Below are 21,046 nucleotides of genomic sequence, written 5' to 3' on the forward strand. Positions count from 1 at the left end.
GCGCATGCTCCTGGTGCTTCTGGCGATCATTCTCGCCATGGGCGGGGCGATGCTCCTCAACAAGGCGTACACGCCGGAGTATGGCCTCGACCTCGCCGGCGGCACGACCGTGACGCTGCAGCCCGTCACGCCGAACGGGAGCGCTCCCTCGCAGGAGAGCCTCGACCTCGCCGTGAACATCATCCGCGAGCGGGTGAACGGCAGCGGCATCTCCGACGCCGAGGTCGCCAAATCCGGCGACAACATCGTCATCTCCGTTCCCGGAGCCGGCCAGGAGGAAGTCGTCAAGCTGGTCGGCACCACCGCGGAGCTGAGGTTCCGCCAAGTGCTGGCGATCGGGGCCGGGTCGCCTCCGCCCCCGGGTCAGCTCTCCACCCAGGCGCCGACGCCGACTCCCTCGCCCACCGCCTCCGGGCGCAAGGGCAACAAGGAGTCAAAGCCCGCCGAGTCGGGGACCCCGAAGCCCGGCGCGACCGCCGCGCCCGACACGGGGGCCTCCCCGGCCGGCCGCGCCCTGTCGTCGGCGCTGACCAACCCGAGTCCCGGCGCCACTCCCGCGCCCTCCGCCGAGCCGAGCGGTGACAAGGGTGACAAGCCCGCCAAGCCGGGCAAGAGCGCGGCCCCGGACGCCAGCGCCGCGCCGACGGCCCCGCCGACGGCGCCCGACGACCCCATGGCGGGCGTCGACCCCACCGGGATCGACCCCGCGGCGCTCAAGCGGTTCCAGACGCTCGACTGCGCCAAGGACGCGGGGGTGGGCGCCCAGGACGCGCCGGACAAGCAGTACGTCGGCTGCAGCCAGGACGGCAGCACCAAGTTCGTGCTGGACAAGGCGGCCGTGACCGGCACCTCGATCGACAGCGCGTCCTCCGGCGTCGAGCCGCAAACCGGTGAGTGGCTCGTCCAGCTCGCCTTCAAGGGCCAGGGCCCCGACCAGTGGTCGAAGGTCACCACCACCGCCTTCAACTCGCAGGCTCCCCGCAACCAGGTCGCCATGGTCCTCGACGGCGTGGTCATCTCCGCACCCGTCATCCAGGAGCCCATCACCGGCGGCCGGGCGCAGATCTCCGGCAGCTTCACCCAGGTGACGGCCGACGAGCTGGCCAACCAGCTCAAGTACGGCGCGCTGCCGCTGAAGTTCGAGAAGAGCTCCATCGAGGAGGTCTCCTCCACGCTGGGCGCCGACCAGCTGCGCGGCGGCCTCATCGCGGGCGCGATCGGCCTCCTGCTGGTCGTCATCTACTCGATGCTCTACTACCGGGGTCTGGGCATCGTGTCGGTGCTGAGCCTCCTGGTGGCCACGATCGTGACCTACCAGTCCGTCGTGCTGCTCGGCGCGTTCGCGGGCTTCCGCCTCTCGCTGCCGCACATCATCGGACTGATCGTCTCGATCGGTATCACCGCGGACTCGTTCATCGTCTACTTCGAACGCATCCGTGACGAGATGAAGGAGGGCCGGCGCTCGCTGCGCACGGCCATCGAGGTCGCCTGGGTCCGCGCCCGGCGGACGATCCTCATCGCCGACGCCGTCATGTTCATCGCCGCCGTGGTCCTCTACTTCCTGGCGGTCGGCGGCGTGGCCGGATTCGCCTTCGCCATGGGCCTGACCACGCTCATCGACATCGCCGTGGTGTTCATGTTCACCAAGCCGTTCGTCGCGATGCTGGCCAAGCTGAAGTTCTTCGCCAAGGGGCACAAGCTCTCCGGGCTCGACGCCGAGCGCATGAGCGAGGCCCCCGTCACGCCCAAGACCGTTCCGCAGGAGGCCTGATGTCCGGCATCGCGCGCCGGCTGTACCGGGGCGAGGTCGACGTCGACTTCGTCGGCCGCAAGAAGCTCTGGTACTCCCTTTCCGCAGTTCTGCTGGTGATCTCCATCGCCGGTCTGGTCTTCAACGGGCTCAACCTGGGCGTGGAGTTCAAGGGCGGGTCCGTCTTCTCCTTCAAGGCCCCGACCGCCAACATCGAGCAGGTGCGCGCCACGTTCACCGACGCCGGTGCGCACCAGGTCATCGCGCAGACGACCCAGAACGGCTGGCGGGTCACCACGGAGAGCCTCCCGGCCAACCAGGTCACCGCGGTCCAGAAGGCGGTGGCCACCGAGTTCAAGATGCCGGCCGACCAGGTCAACCTCCAGGTCATCGGTGCCTCGTGGGGCGGCCAGGTGGCCAACAAGGCCGTCATCGGACTGATCGTCTTCATGCTGGCGATCATCCTGTACCTGACGATGGCCTTCGAGTGGAAGATGGCGCTGGCCGCCGTCGTGGCGCTGCTGCACGACCTGGTGATCACCGCCGGCGTCTACGCCTGGTCCGGCTTCGAGGTCACCCCGGCGACCCTGCTGGGCTTCCTCACGATCCTCGGATACTCGCTGTACGACGCCGTCGTCGTCTTCGACATGATCAAGGAGGTCACCGCCAAGCTCGGCACGACCTCCAAGCTCACCTACACCGAGGCCGCCAACAACGCGCTGAACCACACGCTGATCCGGTCGCTGAACACCACCCTGGTGGCGATCCTGCCGGTCGCGGCGATCCTCTTCATCGGCACCACGCTGTTCGGCGCGGGAACGCTGAAGGACCTGTCGCTCTCCCTGTTCGTCGGCATGATCGTCGGTACCTACTCCTCGCTGTGCGTCGCGACGCCGCTGCTGGTCACGCTGAAGGAGCGCGAACCGCGCTACCAGGCGATCGCCCGCAGGCTCGCCGCCCACGGGGGAGGCTCCGGCATCAAGACGGTGCGCCAGCCGGTCACCGCGGGAGCCTCCAACGGCGCCGCCACGATCACCGGCGAGACCACCTCCGTCGGCGACAAGCGGAAGAAGAAGTAAGTACGAGCACGTCCGCGCCTCCGCTCCCCGCACAGGGAGCGGAGGCGTTTTCCTTACTTTTCTCCCGGCCTCCTGGCTTTCTTACTTTTCTCCCGACTCCCTGGTTTTTCTCCCGGCGCCCTCCCGCCCTCGTCACCACTGCCACCGAGCCCCTCCCGTACTCTCCGACCCCCTCGCTCTCCAGGCACCCCCGGGTGTCCTTCGTCCCGATACCTCCACAGGAGCGCTGACCATGACCGAGCTGAGCAGACTGATCCTCGACCGCATCCGCGACGTGGCCGACTACCCGCAGCCCGGAGTGCTGTTCAAGGACATCACCCCCCTGCTCGCCGACCCGGTGGCGTTCACCGCGGTGACCGAGGAACTGGCCGGGCTGTACGAGGTGGACAAGATCGTCGGAATCGAGGCGCGGGGGTTCATCCTGGCCGCCCCGGTGGCCATCCGGGCGGGCGCGGGCTTCGTCCCGGTACGGAAGAAAGGCAAACTGCCCTCTGAGACGCTTGAGGCGTCCTACGATCTGGAGTACGGCTCCGCCACCATCGAGGTTCACCGGGACGCCTTCACCCCCGGGGAGCGCGTCCTCATCGTCGATGACGTGCTCGCCACCGGAGGTACGGCGCGCGCGGCGGTGGAGCTGGTCCGCAGGGCGGGCGCCGACGTCGTCGCGATCGCCGTGCTCATGGAGCTGGCCTTCCTCAAGGGCCGCGAGCGCCTGACAGACGTGGAGCTGCACCCCCTCGTCGTCGTCTGATCGACCCCGCGGACAAATGCACACAACCCTGTCTGGATACACTGAGGGATCTGGACTCGAACGTAAGGAGTCTGAGTGCCCCGTGATGTGGTCGTCCCCGACGCGACCGCCGGCGGTGGCGGTCCCGAGACGGCCGTCCCAGCAGGCGATGCCGGTTCCGCCATGTCCGGAGCCGCCGAGGAGAAGCCGGCGGTAAGGCGAAGGCTCGCACGTTTTGGGGGGCAATGGGGTGGCGGCATGAATCCGGTCCTGGAGCCGCTGTTCCGGACGGTCCGCGCGACTCACCCGAAGGCGGACCTGCGGCTCATCGAGCGTTCCTACGACGTGGCCGCCTACCACCACCGCGACCAGAAGCGTAAGAGCGGCGACCCGTACATCACCCACCCGCTGGCGGTGGCCACGATCCTGGCCGAGCTCGGCACCGACGACGAGACGCTGTGCGCGGCGCTGCTGCACGACACGGTCGAGGACACCGCCTACGGTCTCGACGAGCTGCGCTCGGACTTCGGCGACAACATCGCGCTGCTGGTCGACGGCGTCACCAAGCTCGACAAGGTCAAGTTCGGCGCCGCGGCCGAGGCCGAGACCGTGCGCAAGATGGTCGTGGCGATGTCCCGCGACATCCGGGTGCTGGTGATCAAGCTCGCCGACCGGCTGCACAACATGCGCACCATGCGTTACCTGCCCGAGCACAAGCGGCACCAGAAGTCGCGGGAGACGCTGGAGATCTTCGCGCCGCTCGCCCACCGGCTGGGCATGAACACCATCAAGTGGGAGCTGGAGGACCTCGCGTTCGCCATGCTCTATCCCAAGCGGTACGACGAGATCGCCCGGATGGTGTCGGAGCGGGCCCCGCGCAGGGACCTGTTCCTGCAGGAGGTCATCGAGAAGGTCTCCGGAGACCTGCGCGACGCCAAGATCCGAGCGGCCGTCAAGGGCCGCCCCAAGCACTACTACTCCGTCTACCAGAAGATGATCGCCAGGGACGTCGCCTTCGACGACATCTACGACCTGGTCGGCATCCGGGTGCTGGTCGACTCGGTCCGCGACTGCTACGCGGCGCTCGGCACGATCCACGCGCGATGGAACCCGGTGCCCGGCCGGTTCAAGGACTACATCGCGATGCCCAAGTTCAACATGTACCAGTCGCTGCACACCACGGTCATCGGTCCCGAGGGCAAGCCGGTGGAGCTGCAGATCCGCACCCACGGCATGCACCACAGGGCCGAGTACGGCGTGGCGGCGCACTGGAAGTACAAGGAGGAGACCGTCTCAGGTCCTCCCGGGACGAAGCTGAAGCCCGCCAGCGACATGGCGTGGCTGCGCCAGCTCCTCGACTGGCAGAAGGAGACCGCTGACCCGGGCGAGTTCCTGGAGTCGCTCAGGTTCGACCTGTCGGTCTCGGAGGTCTACGTCTTCACCCCCAGGGGCCAGGTCATCGCCCTGCCGGAGAACGCGACGCCCGTCGACTTCGCCTACGCCGTGCACACCGAGGTGGGCCACCGCTGCATCGGGGCCAGGGTCAACGGTCGCCTGGTGCCCCTGGAGTCGCGCCTGGGCAACGGCGACACGGTGGAGATCTTCACCTCCAAGTCGCCCGACGCGGGCCCCTCGCGCGACTGGCTGAAGTTCGTCAAGTCCGGCCGGGCCCGTAACAAGATCCGGCAGTGGTTCTCCAAGGAGCGCCGCGAGACCGCGATCGAGGCGGGCAAGGAGGCGATCGGCCGCGCCATGCGCAAGCAGGGCCTGCCGCTGCAGCGCCTGATGTCCGGAGAGTCCCTCCTGGCCCTCGCCAGGGACCTGCGCTACCCCGACGTCTCCGCGCTCTACGCGGCCGTCGGAGAGGGCCACGTGGCCGCGCAGACGGTCGTGCAGAAGCTCGTGACGTCCATCGGGGGAGTCGAGGGCGCCGAGGACGACATCGCCGAGACCTCCGTACCGACCAAGCTGCGCGGGCGGCCCCGCGGCAGTGGCGGCGCGGGAGTGGTCGTCGCGGGCGACTCCGACGTCTGGGTACGCCTGTCGCGATGTTGCACCCCCGTACCCGGCGACGAGATCGTGGGCTTCGTCACCCGCGGGCACGGCGTGTCGGTGCACCGCACCAACTGCCCCAACATGGACCAGCTCCAGTCCGAGCCCGACCGCCTGGTCGAGGTCGCCTGGTCCGCCGCCGACGACTCGGTGTTCCTGGTCGCGCTGCAGGTCGAGGCGCTCGACCGGCCCCGGCTGCTCTCCGACGTGACCCGCACCCTCTCCGACCAGCACGTCAACATCCTGTCGGCGTCGGTGACCACGTCCAGGGACAGGGTGGCGATCAGCAAGTTCACCTTCGAGATGGGCGATCCCAAGCACCTAGGCCACGTCCTGAAGGCCGTCCGCAACATCCAGGGCGTCTACGACGTCTACCGGGTCAGCGGCGCCGGTTCCTGAGGGGCCTGAGGGGCTCCCGCACGCGGCCTGCCTTCCCCGCCCGCCCGTCCCGTGCGGCCTCTCCGGCGGCCTCGCCCGTCCCGCGACCGGCTCGGGCGTGCCCGCCCGCCACAGGCGGCGGGGCCGCGGGGAGCACTCCCGTGGTGGGAGTGCTCCCCGCGGCCCCGGGGTCGCGTCGTCAGCCGGTGACGGCGCCGGGCGTCAGGAGAACTCGGCGAGCGTGCGCTCCGCCTCCTCCAGCCAGGAACGGCGGGCGGCCAGGGCCTCCTCGGAGTCCTTGACGTCCTTGTCCTTGCCCGCGTCCCTGGCCTTGGCCAGGCGGCCCTCCAGCTGCGCGATCGACTTGCGCAGCTGGTCGACCGTGTTCTGGGCGCGGGCGCGGGCCTCGGGGTTGGAGCGCTTCCACTCCGTCTCCTCGGCCTTGCGGACCGCCTCGTCGATCTTGCGCAGGCCACCCTCCAGGCGGTCGCGCTGCTCGCGCGGGACCGGGCCCGCGGCCTCCCAGCGCTCCAGGAGGTTGCGCAGGGCGCCCCTGGCGGCGCGGGCGTCGGTGACCGGGAGGATCTTCTCCGCCTCGACCAGGAGCTGTTCCTTGATCTCGGCGTTGGCCGCCAGCGAGGCGTCGCGCTCGGCGAAGACGGCCGACCGTGCCTGGAAGAACTGGTCCTGGGCGCCCTTGAAGCGGCCCCAGAGCTCGTCCTCGACCTCGCGGGAGGCCCTGCCCGCCGTCTTCCACTCCTGCATCAGCTCGCGGTAGGCGGACGCGGTGGCGCCCCAGTCGGTGGACGAGGCCAGCGTCTCGGCCTCGGCCACGATGCGCTCCTTGGTGGAACGCACGCCCTCACGCTGCTCGTCCAGCCCGGCGAAGTAGGCCTTGCGCCGCTTGGCGAAGGCCGTACGGGCCGCCGAGAGGCGCTTCCACAGCGCGGCCTCGGTCACCCGGTCGATGCGCTCGGCGGCCTTCCACTCCTCGATCAGCTGGCGCAGCCGCTCGCCACCGGTCTTCCAGTGGGTCGTGTCGTCGGCGATGCGCTCGGCCTCGGCGACGATCCGCTCCTTGACGCCCTTGGCCTCGGCCCTGGCCACGTCGCGAGCCGCCTTGACCTCCTCCCGGCGCTGGGCGACCAGCTCCGTGAGGGTGTTGAGGCGGTTCAGCAGCGCGTCGAGATCGCCGACCGCGTGCGCGTCGGTGATCGCCTCGCGAAGCTTGACGATCGTCGCCTCGGCCTGGGCGGGTGGCAGGTCGGTGCCGCGGACCCGCTGTTCCAGCAGGGCGACCTGCCCGGCCAGCTCGTCGAACTTGCGATGGAAGTAGGCAAGCGCCTCCTCCGGTTCGCCGGCCTTCCAGGACCCGACGGCCCGCTCTCCCTCAGCCGTACGTACGTAGACGGTGCCGTCGTCGTCTACCCGGCCCCACGGGTCGGTGCTCACCGTGTCCTCCCGCACTTTCATCAGCCTTTCGGGACTTACCGCCCCTTGTATGTATTACGTCAGCTCTAACTGGACATTGTCACGTCTTTGATTTCGACGGTTTCCTTCGGCGCCCCGGTGCCGCCGTCCCCCGGGGGGATGAAGCCCGCCTTGTTCACCTTGTCGAGGATCTCCAGGCCCTTGGTGACCGTACCGAACGGCGTGTATTGCGCCGGCAGCTGGGTGTCGCCGTAGACCATGAAGAACTGGCTGCCGTTGGTGTCGGGACCGCTGTTGGCCATGGCCACGACGCCGCGGGTGTACTTGGCGCCCTCCAGGTTCTCGTTCACGAAGCGGTAGCCGGGTCCGCCCTGGCCGTCGGTGGGGTTCTTTCCGTCGGCCTTGGCCAGCGGGTCGCCGCACTGCAGCATCGGGAACTGGTCGGAACCCAGCCGGTGGCACTTGGAGCCGTTGAAGTACTTCTTCTGCGCCAGGAAGGCGAAGGAGTTGACCGTGCACGGGGTCTTGTCGGCCGCCACCTTGATGACGATGTCGCCCAGGTTGGTCTTCAGGGTCATCTTCTTGGGCGTCAGGTCGACCTTCTCCGGGGGCAGGCCCACGTTCTTGGCCGGGCCGCCGCCCGCCTCCGCGACGTAGCCGCAGGTGCCGCTCGCCGGGTCGAAGGCCTTGGGCTGCGGGCCCGCGGCCTCCGAGGCGGCCGGCGAGGCGTTGTCCGACGGGGCCGGGTCGGTGGTCGCGGTCGCCGTCGTGTCGGAGCCCCCCCACAGGGTCGTCGCGGCGATCACACCCGCCACCACGACCACACCGGCGAAGGTGCTGGCGACGATCGCGTTGCGCTTGGCCTTGGCCTCGCGTTCGACGCGTCGCTGCGTCTGCCGCTCGTAGTGCTCGCGCGCCAACTGCTTCTGGCGCTCCTTGCCGCTCACCGCTTCGCCCTCCCGAGTGCCGAGTAGTACTTAATGAGGTGGGCGAATCGTATCGGCCAATGGGTAATGGTTCGCAGCCCGCCGACCCGCACCGGTACCCTTCGGTTACATTCCCATCCGCATTCTTGACGAGATCAGCTGAGGCAGATGCTCATCGCCGGCTTTCCCGCAGGGTCCTTCCAGACCAACTGCTACGTCGTCGCTCCCGCCGCGGGCGAGGAGTGCGTGGTCGTCGATCCCGGTCAGAACGCCGTCGGCGACCTCGACGACCTGCTGCGCGAGCACCGGCTCAAGCCGGTCGCGGTGCTGGTCACCCACGGGCACATCGACCACATGTGGTCGGTCGCCCCGGTCTGCGGCGCGCGTGACGTTCCCGCGTGGATCCACCCGGAGGACCGCGACCTGCTGTCCGATCCGGGCAAGGGGCTGTCGCTGTCGACGAAGCAGCAGATGTTCGGCGGTCTCACCTTCACCGAACCCGACGACGTGCGCGAGCTCGCCGACGGCGAGGTGCTGCGGCTGGCCGGCCTGGAGCTCACCGTCGACCACACCCCCGGCCATACCAGGGGGTCGGTGACGTTCAGGCTGCCCGGCACCGAGGAGATCCCGGACGTGCTGTTCTCGGGCGACCTGCTGTTCGCCGGCTCCATCGGCCGCACAGACCTTCCGGGCGGCGACTACCCGACCATCCTGCGCAGCCTGGCGGCCAAGTGCCTGCCGCTGCCGGAGGACACGGTGGTCCTGCCCGGCCACGGACCACAGACCACGATCGGTCACGAGCGTGCCACCAACCCGTACCTCGCGGAGGCGAAGGCGGCCGCGGGCGCGGGCCCTGCGGATCTCCGGCACGACCGCGGCCCCGGCAGGGGACTTTAGACAATGACTTTGCAGGCGCCCAAGGGCACCTTCGACTGGCTTCCGCCGCGCTCCGAGCGGGCGCTCGCCGTGCGCGAGGCGCTCACCGCGCCCGCCCGCCGGGCGGGCTACGGCTACATCGAGACCCCGGTCTTCGAGGACACCGCGCTGTTCGTGCGCGGTGTCGGCGAGTCGACCGACATCGTCTCCAAGGAGATGTACACCTTCGAGGACAAGGGCGGGCGCTCCATCACGCTGCGCCCCGAGGGCACCGCGTCGGTGGTGCGGGCGGTCCTGCAGCACGGCCTGCACAACGGGCAGCTGCCGGTGAAGCTCTGGTACTCGGGCAGCCAGTTCCGCTACGAGCGGGCCCAGAAGGGCCGCTACCGCCACTTCTGGCAGGTCGGCGCCGAGGCGCTGGGCTCCGAGGACCCGGCGCTGGACGCCGAGCTGATCCTGCTGGCCGTCGACGGCTACGCCGCCCTGGGGCTCACCGGGGTCCGGCTGCTGATCAACACGCTGGGCGACAGGGAGTGCCGTCCCGTCTACCGGGCCGCGCTCCAGGACTTCCTGCGCGGCCTGGACCTCGACGAGCCCACCCGGCAGCGAATCGAGATCAATCCGTTGCGCGTGCTCGACGACAAACGCCCCGAGGTGCAGGCGCAGCTGGCCGGGGCGCCGCTGGTCGTCGACCACCTGTGCGAGGCGTGCAAGGCCTTCCACGAGGAGGTCCGCGCGCTGCTGACCGCCTCCGGCGTCGCCTACACCGACGACCCCCGGCTGGTCCGCGGTCTCGACTACTACACGCGCACCACGTTCGAGTTCGTCCACGACGGGCTCGGCTCGCAGTCCGCGGTGGGGGGCGGGGGCCGCTACGACGGGCTGAGCGAGATGCTCGGCGGGCCCGCCCTGCCCAGCGTCGGCTGGGCGCTGGGCGTCGACCGCACGGTCCTGGCCATGGAGGCCGAGGGCCTGTTCGGGGACGAGAGCGCCGAGGCGCGCGTGCAGGTGTACGGTGTGCCGCTGGGCGAGGAGGCGCGCCGCCGGATGTTCCAGCTCGTCACCGAGCTGCGCCGGGCGGGCCTGGCCGCCGACATGTCGTTCGGCGGCAAGGGCGTCAAGGGCGCCATGAAGGGCGCCGACCGCTCGGGTGCCGGCTACGCGGTGATCCTCGGCGAGCGGGACATCGCCGCCGGGGTCGCCCAGGTCAAGGACCTGGGCAGCGGGGACCAGAGCGCCGTACCGCTCGCCGAGATCGTCACGATGTTGAAGGAGAGACTGGACAAATGATCCGCACGCACGAAGCGGGATCACTGCGCGAGGAGCACACCGGGCAGCGGGTGACGCTCGCCGGGTGGGTGGCGCGGCGCCGCGACCACGGCGGCGTGGTCTTCATCGACCTGCGTGACGCCTCGGGCTCGGCCCAGGTGGTCTTCCGCGAGGAGGACGACGCCCACGGCCTGCGCGCCGAATACTGCGTCAAGGTCGTCGGAGAGGTGCGGGTCCGCCCCGAGGGCAACGAGAACCCCGAGCTGCCGACCGGCGCGATCGAGGTCGTCGCCTCCGAGGTCGAGGTGCTCAGCGAGTCCGCGCCGCTGCCATTCCCGATCGAGGGCACCGCGGGCATCTCGGAGGAGGCGCGGCTGAAGTACCGCTACCTCGACATCCGCCGCCAGCAGGTCGCGCACGCCATGCGCATCCGCTCCCGGGCCACCTACCTCGCCCACGAGGTGATGAACGAGCAGGGGTTCACCTACGTCGAGACCCCGACGCTGACCCGCTCCACCCCGGAGGGCGCCCGCGACTTCCTCGTCCCGGTCCGGCTCCAGCCGGGCAGCTGGTACGCCCTGCCCCAGTCGCCCCAGCTGTTCAAGCAGCTTCTCCAGGTCGCCGGCCTCGAGCGTTACTACCAGCTCGCCAAGTGCTACCGCGACGAGGACCTGCGCGCCGACCGGCAGCCGGAGTTCACCCAGATCGACGTCGAGATGTCCTTCGTGGACCAGGACGACGTCATCGCGCTGGGCGAGAGGCTCATCGGCCGCATCTGGAAGGAGACGGTCGGCTACGAGCTGCCGGCGCCCCTGCCCCGGATGACCTACCGGGACGCCATGGCGCGCTACGGCTCCGACAAGCCCGACCTGCGCTTCGGCCAGGAGCTCGTCGAGATGACGGACTTCTTCGCCGACACCACCTTCCGGGTGTTCCAGGCGCCGTACGTGGGCGCCGTGGTCATGCCGGGCGGCGCCTCGCAGACCCGCAAGGAGCTGGACGGCTGGCAGGAGTGGGCCAAGTCGCGCGGCGCCAGGGGCCTGGCCTACGTGCTGGTGGGCGAGGACGGCACGCTCGGCGGGCCGGTCGCCAAGAACCTGTCGGAGACCGAGTCGTCCGGCCTGGCCGCCAAGGTCGGCGCGGCCCCCGGTGACGCGATCTTCTTCGCGGCCGGCGCCGCCTCCGCCTCCCGCGACCTGCTCGGTGCGGCCCGACTGGAGATCGGCCGTCGCTGCGGCCTGATCGACGAGTCGGCCTGGAACTTCCTGTGGGTCGTCGACGCCCCCATGTTCGAGGAGGACGGCGAGGGCGGCTGGACCGCGGTCCACCACCCCTTCACCGGTCCCAAGCCCGAGTGGGCCGACACCTTCCAGGACCACCCCGGCGAGGCCCTGGCCTACGCCTACGACATGGTCTGCAACGGCATGGAGATCGGCGGCGGCTCGATCCGTATCCACCGGGCCGAGATGCAGCAGCGGGTCTTCGACGTGCTGGGCATCTCCAAGGAGGACGCGGAGAGCAAGTTCGGCTTCCTGCTGGAGGCGTTCAAGTACGGCCCCCCGCCGCACGGCGGCATCGCCTACGGCTGGGACCGGATCTGCATGCTCCTGGCGGGCACCGACTCCATCCGCGACGTCATCGCCTTCCCGAAGACGGCCTCCGGGTTCGACCCGCTGACCGGCGCGCCCACCCCGATCACGGTGGAACAGCGCAAGGAGGCGGGCGTCGACGGCAGGCCCAAGGCCGACGCCTGACCCGGGTCCTCCCCGGATGTGAGGCGGTGTGAGCCGGCTGTAAACCAGGTGCGACGAGGGCCCCCGGACGGTGTTCCGGGGGCCTTCGCCGTGCCCGGGGCCCGGCTTCGCGGGAGGTGAGCCGCCGATGACCCCCGCGGTGCCCCGCAGTACCCCTCAGTGCCCTCAGTGCCCTCAGTGCCCTCGATGCCCCGCAGTGCCCCGCAGTGCCCCGCAGTGCCCCGCAGTGCCCCACAGTGCCTCTCAGTGCCCCTCACGTGCCTCCTGGGCGACCGTCGGTGGGCGTCGGGTCCACAAGGGCGGGGAGGCGTCGCGGCCCGCTCACGGCCACGCTGGGGTCTGCATCGTCCGGGGCGGGTGAGGCGGGACCCGTCCGGGATGTGCGAAGCCTCTGGGACGTGCGGGACCTCTGAGATGTGCGGGGCCGGGGTCCGGCGCGAGTGCGCGAGTGCGAATGCGCAGGGGCGAGCGCGTGGGGGCGCGGGCGTGTCCCGGGTGTCGGAGGTGGTGTCCGGGGTGTCCGGGACGCGGACGCGAAAACGCCCCGCCGGTCGTCCGACCGGCGGGGCGTCCTGCGGCGGCGGGCCGCCGCGGTTCCGGCTAGGAGAGCCGCACGTTCTTGATGATCACCGGGATCTTGGGGGCGTTGGAACCACCGTCACCGGTGATGTCCTCGGGGTTGCTGATCCACCCGCCCTTGGAGATCTCCTCAAGGATCTCCATGCCCTGGGAGACGACGCCGAAAGGCGTGTAGGCCTTCTCCACCTGCTCGGTCTCGTTCCCGAGCGAGATCCAGAACTGGCTGCCGTTCTGGTTGACGGCGTCGACGGCCTGGGCCACCGCGACCGTGCCCTTGGTGTACGGGATCCCGCCGAGGTTCTCGCTGTCGTAGACGTAGCCCGAGCTGCCCTGGCCGTCGGTCCGGTTCTTCCCGTCGGCCTTGGCCTGGGGGTCGCCGCACTGCAGCAGGCTCAGGCCGGAGTTCTCGGGGGTGGCCAGGCGGTGGCACTTGGTGTTGTCGAAGAAGTTCTTCCTGGCCAGGAACGCGAAGGAGTTGACCGTGCAGGGGGCCTGCGCGGTCGCCAGGTCGATCACGACGTCACCGTGGTTGGTGGTGATCGTCATGGTCTTCAGCTTCAGGTTGGGCTTGGTGGGCGGCATGCCCACGTTCTTCGCCGGGCTGCCGCTGGTGTCCTTACGATAGGAGCACTTCGTGCTGGTCGGATCGGCCGTGAAAGTCGGCTCCGGCGTCGCGGCCGCGGTCTCCGAGGGAACCGGTGAACTGGTGGCGGCGTTCTGGGCCTTCACGTTGTCACCGTCGTTTCCAAGGAGGGTGACCCCGGCGAACAGTCCCCCCGCGACGACGACCACCGCGGCGACGGCTCCGATGACGACGTTGCGCTTCGACGCGCTCGCCTGCTCGGCACGCTTCGCCTGCCGCTCTTTGTGTTCCCGAGCCAGCTGGCTCTGGCGGTCCTCGGCGCTCACCGCTATGTCCTCCAAGATTGATGTTCCATGGTTACGGGCTGGCGAAAAGAGTACCGGCCCCAACATGTGCTGTACGTAAGTGGAGGAATTCATCAGATGGGGACAGAGAGGAAGGGGGGATCTCTTCACACTCCCCATAACCCGCCCATGGTGGGATCCGTACTTGCTGATGATGAACCACGTACCACCGGAGCGCCCCCATGTTCGACGAGATCCTCGGTCTCCCCCTTCACCCCCTGATCGTTCACGCGGCCGTGGTCCTGGCGCCGCTCCTGGCGGTGCTCGCCGCCACGTACGCGCTGGTGCCGCGCACGCGGCCCGTGCTCACCTGGGCCGTGGTCGGGCTCGCCCCGGTCGTGCCGGTGAGCGTCTTCGCGGCGCGGCAGAGCGGGGAGGCGCTGGAGGAGGACCGCTTCGCCTCCGTCGAGGGACAGCTCGGCGAGCGCATCGCCGAGCACGCGGGCTTCGCCACCCCTTTGCTGCTGGTCACCCTCGCCCTCGGAGTGGTCTCGCTGGCCCTCGTCCACGTCACCCGCGGCGACAGGTTCGGCCGCCCGGCCGGGCTGGCGGTCTCGGCGCTGACCGTGGTCCTTGCCGTCGTGGCGCTCTACTACGTGGTACGGAGCGGGCACAGCGGAGCCGTCGCGGTCTGGGGAAGCTGAGCCCCTGCGGTCCCCGCTCCTCGCACGGCGCCCGAACGCCACGGGCGTCCGGCACGCCGCCGGACGGCGGTACTGTCTCAGGCGTGGACAGCCTGTTCGACTCGGCGGCGGAGGAGGCCCATCGCGGCCAGGAGCCCCTGGCGGTGCGGATGCGCCCCCGGAGCCTGGACGAGGTGATCGGCCAGCGGCACCTGCTGGGCCCCGGCACGCCGTTGCGCCGCCTCGTCGAGGCCGAGGCGCCGATGTCGCTGTTCCTCTGGGGCCCTCCGGGCACCGGTAAGACCACCCTCGCCTACGTGGTGGCGGGCGTCACCAAGCGCCGGTTCGTGGAGGTCTCCGCGGTGTCGGCGGGCGTCAAGGAGGTCCGCGCGGCCATCGAGCAGGCCCGGCGCGAGCTGGGCATGTCCGGCCGCCAGACCGTCCTGTTCGTCGACGAGGTGCACCGCTTCAACAAGGCGCAGCAGGACGCCCTGCTGCCCGCCGTGGAGAACCGCTGGGTCACCTTCATCGGCGCCACCACCGAGAACCCCTTCTTCTCCGTCATCTCGCCCCTGCTGTCGCGCTCGCTGCTGCTGACCCTGGAGTCGCTGTCGGAGGACGACATTCGGGTGGTGCTGGAGCGAGCCGTCACCGACCCTCGCGGCCTGGACGGGAGGGTGAGCCTGGCGCCGGAGGCCGCCGAGCACCTGGTGCGGCTGGCCGGTGGAGACGCCCGCAGGTCGCTCACCTACCTGGAGGCCGCCGCGCTGATCGCCGACGGCGAGGTCACCGTCGAGGTGGTGGAGCGGGCGGTGGACAAGGCGGCCGTGCGCTACGACCGCCAGGGCGACCAGCACTACGACGTGATCAGCGGTTTCATCAAGAGCATGCGGGGATCCGACGCCGACGCCGCGCTGCACTACCTCGCCCGGATGATCGAGGCGGGGGAGGACCCCCGGTTCATCGCCCGCAGGATCGTCATCTTCGCCTCGGAGGACGTCGGCATGGCCGACCCCACCTGCCTGCAGGTCGCGGTGGCCGCCGCCCAGGCGGTGGAGTTCATCGGCCTGCCCGAGGGGCGGCTCAACCTGGCCCAGGCCGTCATCCACTGCGCGCTGGCGCCGAAGTCCAACGCGGTGATCAACGCCATCGGCGCGGCCGCCGAGGACGTGCGGCGCGGCAACATCGGTCACGTCCCCAACCATCTGCGCGACGCCCACTACGCCGGGGCCAAGCAGCTAGGCCACGGCAGGGGTTACAAGTACCCCCACGAGTTCGAGCACGGCCTGGTACGCCAGGAGTACGCCCCCGAGGAGCTCAGGGAGCGGCGCTACTACCAGCCCACCCGGCACGGCGCCGAGGCGGGTATCGCCGACCGCTGGTCCAGGATCCGCGCGTTCCTGCGCGGGGAGTAGCCGCGGGGAGTGGTCCCCGCGCCCGGGGGCGCGTGTCACCAGGGACGCGAACGATCCCGGCCCGGTACGAGTGGTCCCCGCGCCCGGGGGCGCGCGGTAAGCGGGGATGAGTGGTACCGGGCACGATAGGGTTTTGCAATCCGCCCGACCATGGCCGGGGCCACCTATGAACCTATGAGGGGAGCGGGTCCGCAGATGCTTACCGCAGGAGAGGTCGCGGGGCTGATCGCCGCGATGGCCTGGGCGATCCTGGTCTCCTTCACGGCCGTCGTCATGGTCAGGCTGGCCCGGCTGCTCACCGAGACCACCAAGATGGTCTCCCAGCTGGGCGACCGCGTCGTGCCGCTGCTGGAGGACGTCTCGGCCGCCGTCGGCGAGACCAACCGGCAGCTGGTCGCGATCGAGGCCATCACCCGCGACGTCAAGCAGGTCAGCGGGCACGTGGCCAAGGTCAGCGACGTCACCCAGAACCTGGTCACCGGGCCGATGATCAAGGTCGCGGCCCTCACCCACGGCGTCCGCAGGGCCCTGGGCTCCCGCAGGCGGGCCAGGCCCGCCGCGCAGGCTCTGGAGAGGCGTCCGCGATGATCCGCAGGCTGTTCTACATGGGGCTGGGCGCGTTCGGCGCGGTGTGGGTCATGCGTAAGCTTCAGGCACTGCACCCGAACCACCTGGCCAGGAGGGCCGCGCACAACGCCGCCGGCGCCCTGGAGCAGGCACGCGACCTCGCCGCCGACGCCCTGCGGGGCGCCGCCGAACGGGAAATCGAGTTGCGGTCCAGGTTCGGGCTCGACACCGTGGAAAACCCCTATCACTCCAACGTAAAGGATGGCCGCTGACATGGAGTCGGCAGAGATCGCCCGCCGCTTCCTGCGCTTCTTCGAGGAGCGTGGGCACACCGTTGTGCCCTCGGCCAGCCTCATCGCCGAGGACCCGACGCTGCTTCTGGTCAACGCGGGCATGGTGCCCTTCAAGCCCTACTTCCTGGGCCAGCAGAAGCCGCCCTACAAGCGGGCCACCAGCGCGCAGAAGGTCGTGCGGACCCTCGACATCGACGAGGTCGGCAAGACGACCAGGCACGCCAGCTTCTTCCAGATGCTCGGCAACTTCTCCTTCGGCGACTACTTCAAGGAGCAGGCGATCCCGTTCGCCTGGGAGTTGCTGACCAGGCCCGAGTCCGAGGGTGGGTTCGGCTTCCCCGAGGAGCGCCTCTGGGCCACCGTCTACCTCGACGACGACGAGGCCGCCGACATCTGGCGCAAGGCCGGGGTGCCGCAGGAGCGCATCCAGCGCCGCGACCTGGCCGACAACTACTGGCACATGGGCGTGCCGGGCCCCGGCGGCCCGTGCAGCGAGATCTACTACGACCGCGGCCCCGAGTACGGGCGCGAGGGCGGCCCGATCGCCGACGAGAACCGCTACCTCGAGGTGTGGAACAACGTCTTCATGCAGTACCAGCTCAGCGCGGTACGCAGCAAGATCGACTTCGACATCGCCGGTGAGCTGCCCGCCAAGAGCGTCGACACGGGCATGGGCCTGGAGCGCATGGCGGCGATCCTGCAGGGCGTCGACAACATCTACGAGATCGACACCACGTACAAGATCCTCGACCGGGCCGCCGACCTCACCAAGACGCGCTACGGCCGCGACGAGCGCGCCGACGTGTCGCTGCGGGTGATCGCCGACCACGTCAGGACCGGCGTGATGCTCGTCGCCGACGGGGTGCTGCCCTCCAACGAGGGCCGGGGCTACGTGCTGCGCCGCATCCTGCGCCGCGCCATCCGCAACCTGCGCCTGCTGGGCGCGGGCGAGGAGCGCTACATGCACGAGCTCACCGCCGTGACCGTCGACGTGATGGGCGAGCAGTACGCCGAGCTCAGGTCCGACGCCCCGCAGATCCACGGCGTCATCGACGCCGAGGAGGAGTCCTTCCTGCGCACCCTCCGCACCGGCAGTGCGATCTTCGACGTGGCGGCCGAGGAGACCAAGCGCAAGGGGCGGGCCACGCTCGCCGCCGCCCAGGCCTTCCAGCTCCACGACACCTACGGCTTCCCGATCGACCTCACCCTGGAGATGGCCTCCGAGCAGGGGCTGCAGGTCGACGAGGAGGGCTTCCGCCGGCTGATGAAGGAGCAGAAGGACCTCGCCAAGGCCGACGCCGCCTCCAAGAAGACCGGCAACGCCGACATCTCGATCTTCGGCACGCTCCTGGAGAAGACCGGCAAGGTCGAGTTCCTCGGCTACGACCACGTGACGGCCGAGGCCGAGGTCGTCGGCCTGCTCGTCGACGGCGCCTCCGTGCCCGCGGCGGGCGCGGGCACCTCGGTCGAGGTCGTGCTGGGCCGCACCCCCTTCTACGCCGAGGGCGGCGGCCAGCTCTCCGACCAGGGCGTCATCCGCACCGGCGGGGCCGAGGTGGAGATCGTGGACGTGCAGTCCCCGGTCCCCGGCGTCGTCGTGCACCGGGGCAAGGTCCGCTCTGGGGAGATCAGGGTGGGCGACCAGGCCCAGGCCGAGATCGACGTCGAGCGGCGCCGGGCCATCTCCCGCAGCCACACCGCCACCCACCTGGTGCACCGGGGCTTCCGCAACGCGCTGGGCGAGACCGCGGCGCAGGCCGGTTCCGAGAACTCGCCGGGTCGCTTCCGCTTCGACTTCACCGCCGCGGGCGCCGTGCCGCCGAGCGTGCTGCGCGACGTCGAGGACGAGGTCAACGCCGTCCTCATCAACGACCTGCGGGTCAACGCCTTCCACACCTCCCAGGCGGAGGCCCGCGCGATGGGCGCCCTCGCCCTGTTCGGCGAGAAGTACGGCGACACCGTCCGCATCGTCGAGGTCGGCGAGTACTCCCGCGAGCTCTGCGGCGGCACCCACGTCGCCAGCTCCGGGCAGCTGGGCCTGGTCAAGGTGCTGGGCGAGGCCTCGATCGGCGCGGGCGTGCGCCGCGTGGAGGCCCTGGTCGGCCTCGACGCGTTCCGCTTCCTGGCCAGGGAGAGCGTGCTCGTCGCCCAGCTGTCGGAGCAGCTCAAGGCCCGCAGGGAGGAGCTGCCCGAGCGCATCGAGGGCATCGTCACCCGGTTGCGCACCGCGGAGAAGGAGCTGGGCGCGCTGCGCTCGGCCCAGGTGCTCGCCGGTGCGGGGCAGATGGCGGAAAGTGCCGTCGACCTGCACGGAGTGTCCGTCGTGACGCACCGCGCGCCTGATGGCACCTCCCCCGACGACCTGCGTAAGCTCGCGCTCGACGTGCGCGGCCGGTTCCCGGGTGATCGCGCCGCGGTGGTCGTCGTCGCCGGTGTCCCCGGTGACCGGCCGGTCGTGGTGGCCGCGGTCAACGAGGCGGGGCGAGGCCGGGGCCTGAAGGCGGGCCGCCTGGTCGGTGTCGCCGCGAAGGCTCTCGGAGGTGGCGGTGGCGGCAAGGACGACGTCGCTCAGGGAGGCGGGGTGCGTCCCGAGGCGATCGGCGAGGCGCTCGCCGCCGTCGAGCAGGCGATCGCGCAGACGCTCACCTGACGAGGAAGGACGCCCTCGCGCCGCGTCCGGCGCGCGGGCGGAAACGGGAACGATGAGAAACGGCATTCGGCTGGGCGTCGACGTCGGCTCGGTCCGCATCGGCGTGGCCCGCAGCGACCCCTCGGGGTTGCTGGCCACGCCGGTGGAGACCGTCCGGCGCGGTAAGGGCGACCTCGACCGGCTCGCGGAGATCGCGGCCGAGTACGAGGTCGTCGAGGTGGTGGTCGGCCTGCCGACCTCGCTCTCCGGGCGCGAGGGGCAGGCGGCGGAGGCCGCCCGCGACTTCGCGAACCGGATCTCGCTGCGGCTGGCACCCGTCCCGGTGCGGCTGTTCGACGAGCGGCTGACCACCGTCACCGCCCAGCAGGGCCTGCGGGCCAGCGGGGTGAAGGCGAAGAACCAGCGTGGCGTGGTGGACCAGGCGGCCGCCATCGTGCTGCTCCAAGCCGCGCTGGACGCCGAACGCGCCACCGGCAGGCCTCCCGGGGTTCCCGCCGGACCTCCCCCGGGAGGGGGGAACGCCGAGCGGCCGGGCGGCGGGACCGTTCGGTGAGCCGCCTGCGGCCGGTATGGCTGTGGGTGGCCGGGACGTCCGTGCTCGCCGCCACCGGGACAGCCGGGTTCCTCGTGATCCGCCCCTATCTCATGCCCGCCGACTTCGAGGGACCGGGTTCGGGCACGGTCGTCGTCGAGATCCCCCGGGGGGCGAGCGCGAGCCAGATCGGGCTGGTGCTGGCCGACGCCGGGGTGGTGGCCAGTGCCGGGGCGTTCGTCACGGCGGCGAAGGAGCAGTCCAGGGCGGGCACCCTGCCCCCCGGCCGTTTCAGGCTCCGCAGGGGCATGGACGCCCGCTCGGCGCTCGGCATGCTGGTGGCGCCCGGGTCGCGGGTGGTCCGCACGGTCACCGTTCCCGAAGGGCTCCGCCTGCCCGAGCTGCTCGACCGGCTCGCCGAGGCGACCGGCATGCGCCGGGCCGACCTGGTCAGGGCCGCGGCCGACGGGCGGGCGCTGGGCCTGCCCCGGTACGCCGGGAACGCCGAGGGCTTCCTGTTCCCCGCCACCTACGAGATCGAGCCGGGCACGACCGCTCCGGCCCTGCTCGCCGCGATGGTGGAACGTTACAAGCAGGCGGCGGCCCAGCTAAACCTCAGGAAACGGGCCGCGAAGAAAGGCCTGTCGCCCCGGGAGGCCGTCACGGTGGCGAGCATCGTCCAGGCGGAGGGCGGGCGGGACCCGGACTACCCGAAGATCGCTAGGGTAATCTACAACCGGATCAGGGCCCGGACGCCGCTCCAGCTGGACACCACGGTGCTGTACGCACAGGGGCGCAGGACCCTGGAGGTTTCGGAGAGGGACACAGAGGTGAGGTCTCCGTACAACACCTACCTCAGGCCCGGCCTGCCGCCCGGGCCCATCGCGAACCCCGGGGAGAAGGCGTTGATCGCGGCACTCCAGCCAGATCAAGGTGATTGGTTCTGGTTTGTCACTACCGATCCGGAGCATAGAATCACGAAATTCACTGACAAAGAGAGTGAGTTTGTGAGATACCGGGAAGAGCTGAACAGATACCTCGGGAAGCGTTGATGCCCGGCGGAATACCCCCGGTTCCGCCGCAGGCGGCGACCCGCACCCGCGGTTCAGACGACGGCTCCCGGAGCACCGGGACGTCCGGCCGGGTGCCCTCCTTCGGTTCGGCACACCCGCTTGACGCCAGGTCGTCTCTAGCGGGAGATTGGCCAGCGACGCT

At 70.4% G+C, this 21,046-nt stretch carries 17 protein-coding genes; 14 read left to right on the forward strand and 3 right to left on the reverse strand.

Features of this window, described 5'->3' with window-relative positions; all coding sequences use genetic code 11:
- The first annotated feature begins 4 nt into the window (after positions 1-4).
- The 4 genes from secD to AB0G15_RS31320 all read left to right on the forward strand — a co-directional run bounded on the left by secD (position 5) and on the right by AB0G15_RS31320 (position 6,010).
- On the forward strand, positions 5-1,771 hold the full coding sequence (secD, locus tag AB0G15_RS31305; protein ID WP_362846675.1) for a protein translocase subunit SecD: 1,767 nt from the start codon (positions 5-7) through the stop codon (positions 1,769-1,771).
- Positions 1,771-2,829, forward strand: coding sequence for a protein translocase subunit SecF (secF, locus tag AB0G15_RS31310; RefSeq protein ID WP_362846676.1), 1,059 nt, complete (start codon positions 1,771-1,773; stop codon positions 2,827-2,829). The genes secD and secF overlap by 1 nt, the downstream gene beginning before the upstream one ends.
- A 232-nt stretch (positions 2,830-3,061) precedes the next feature.
- A complete protein-coding gene (locus AB0G15_RS31315) occupies positions 3,062-3,580 on the forward strand; it encodes an adenine phosphoribosyltransferase (protein WP_362675583.1) in 519 nt (172 codons plus the stop codon).
- 237 nt (positions 3,581-3,817) lie between these two features.
- Positions 3,818-6,010 (forward strand): bifunctional (p)ppGpp synthetase/guanosine-3',5'-bis(diphosphate) 3'-pyrophosphohydrolase, encoded by a 2,193-nt coding sequence (locus AB0G15_RS31320; RefSeq protein WP_362846677.1) that lies wholly within the window; start codon positions 3,818-3,820, stop codon positions 6,008-6,010.
- A gap of 201 nt (positions 6,011-6,211) precedes the next feature.
- Here AB0G15_RS31320 and AB0G15_RS31325 read toward each other — a convergent pair whose 3' ends face one another.
- Together AB0G15_RS31325 and AB0G15_RS31330 are read right to left on the reverse strand one after the other, a co-directional pair.
- A complete protein-coding gene (locus tag AB0G15_RS31325) occupies positions 6,212-7,441 on the reverse strand; it encodes a DUF349 domain-containing protein (RefSeq protein ID WP_362846678.1) in 1,230 nt (409 codons plus the stop codon).
- Positions 7,442-7,506: 65 nt separating this feature from the next.
- Positions 7,507-8,367, reverse strand: a complete 861-nt coding sequence (locus AB0G15_RS31330; protein WP_362846680.1) for a peptidylprolyl isomerase — start codon at positions 8,365-8,367, stop codon at positions 7,507-7,509.
- Positions 8,368-8,514: 147 nt separating this feature from the next.
- Between AB0G15_RS31330 and AB0G15_RS31335 the strand changes: the two genes are divergently transcribed.
- The 3 genes from AB0G15_RS31335 to aspS are packed head-to-tail and all read left to right on the forward strand — an operon-like array spanning position 8,515 to position 12,245.
- On the forward strand, positions 8,515-9,243 hold the full coding sequence (locus AB0G15_RS31335; RefSeq protein ID WP_362846682.1) for an MBL fold metallo-hydrolase: 729 nt from the start codon (positions 8,515-8,517) through the stop codon (positions 9,241-9,243).
- Between the two features lie 3 nt (positions 9,244-9,246).
- Positions 9,247-10,512: a histidine--tRNA ligase gene (gene hisS / locus AB0G15_RS31340; RefSeq protein WP_362846684.1), complete on the forward strand. Its 1,266-nt coding sequence runs from the start codon at positions 9,247-9,249 to the stop codon at positions 10,510-10,512.
- The gene (aspS, locus tag AB0G15_RS31345) at positions 10,509-12,245 is read left to right on the forward strand and encodes an aspartate--tRNA ligase (RefSeq protein WP_362846686.1); all 1,737 of its coding nucleotides are present in this window, start codon (positions 10,509-10,511) and stop codon (positions 12,243-12,245) included. The genes hisS and aspS overlap by 4 nt, the downstream gene beginning before the upstream one ends.
- Positions 12,246-12,845: 600 nt before the next feature.
- On the opposite strand, the gene AB0G15_RS31350 is transcribed toward aspS, so the two are convergent.
- The gene (locus AB0G15_RS31350) at positions 12,846-13,733 is read right to left on the reverse strand and encodes a peptidylprolyl isomerase (protein ID WP_362846688.1); all 888 of its coding nucleotides are present in this window, start codon (positions 13,731-13,733) and stop codon (positions 12,846-12,848) included.
- Between the two features lie 200 nt (positions 13,734-13,933).
- Here AB0G15_RS31350 and AB0G15_RS31355 point away from each other — a divergent pair, with 200 nt between their 5' ends.
- The 7 genes from AB0G15_RS31355 to mltG all read left to right on the forward strand — a co-directional run bounded on the left by AB0G15_RS31355 (position 13,934) and on the right by mltG (position 20,883).
- Positions 13,934-14,395, forward strand: coding sequence for a hypothetical protein (locus AB0G15_RS31355; protein ID WP_362846690.1), 462 nt, complete (start codon positions 13,934-13,936; stop codon positions 14,393-14,395).
- Between the two features lie 83 nt (positions 14,396-14,478).
- Entirely contained in the window at positions 14,479-15,789 is a 1,311-nt protein-coding gene (locus AB0G15_RS31360) for a replication-associated recombination protein A (protein ID WP_362846691.1), read from the forward strand.
- Positions 15,790-15,984: 195 nt separating this feature from the next.
- The gene (locus AB0G15_RS31365) at positions 15,985-16,377 is read left to right on the forward strand and encodes a DUF948 domain-containing protein (protein ID WP_362846693.1); all 393 of its coding nucleotides are present in this window, start codon (positions 15,985-15,987) and stop codon (positions 16,375-16,377) included.
- Entirely contained in the window at positions 16,374-16,628 is a 255-nt protein-coding gene (locus AB0G15_RS31370; RefSeq protein WP_362846695.1) for a hypothetical protein, read from the forward strand. The genes AB0G15_RS31365 and AB0G15_RS31370 overlap by 4 nt, the downstream gene beginning before the upstream one ends.
- Before the next feature lies 1 nt (position 16,629).
- Positions 16,630-19,299 carry an alanine--tRNA ligase gene (alaS, locus tag AB0G15_RS31375; protein WP_362846697.1) on the forward strand — a complete coding sequence of 890 codons (2,670 nt, stop codon included), beginning with the start codon at positions 16,630-16,632 and terminating at the stop codon, positions 19,297-19,299.
- Between the two features lie 52 nt (positions 19,300-19,351).
- A complete protein-coding gene (gene ruvX / locus AB0G15_RS31380) occupies positions 19,352-19,852 on the forward strand; it encodes a Holliday junction resolvase RuvX (protein WP_362846699.1) in 501 nt (166 codons plus the stop codon).
- Positions 19,849-20,883, forward strand: coding sequence for an endolytic transglycosylase MltG (mltG, locus tag AB0G15_RS31385; protein WP_362846701.1), 1,035 nt, complete (start codon positions 19,849-19,851; stop codon positions 20,881-20,883). The genes ruvX and mltG overlap by 4 nt, the downstream gene beginning before the upstream one ends.
- Positions 20,884-21,046 lie beyond the last annotated feature (163 nt).

Origin of the sequence: Streptosporangium sp. NPDC023825 (assembly GCF_040639575.1) — a bacterium.
Classification (GTDB): domain Bacteria; phylum Actinomycetota; class Actinomycetes; order Streptosporangiales; family Streptosporangiaceae; genus Streptosporangium.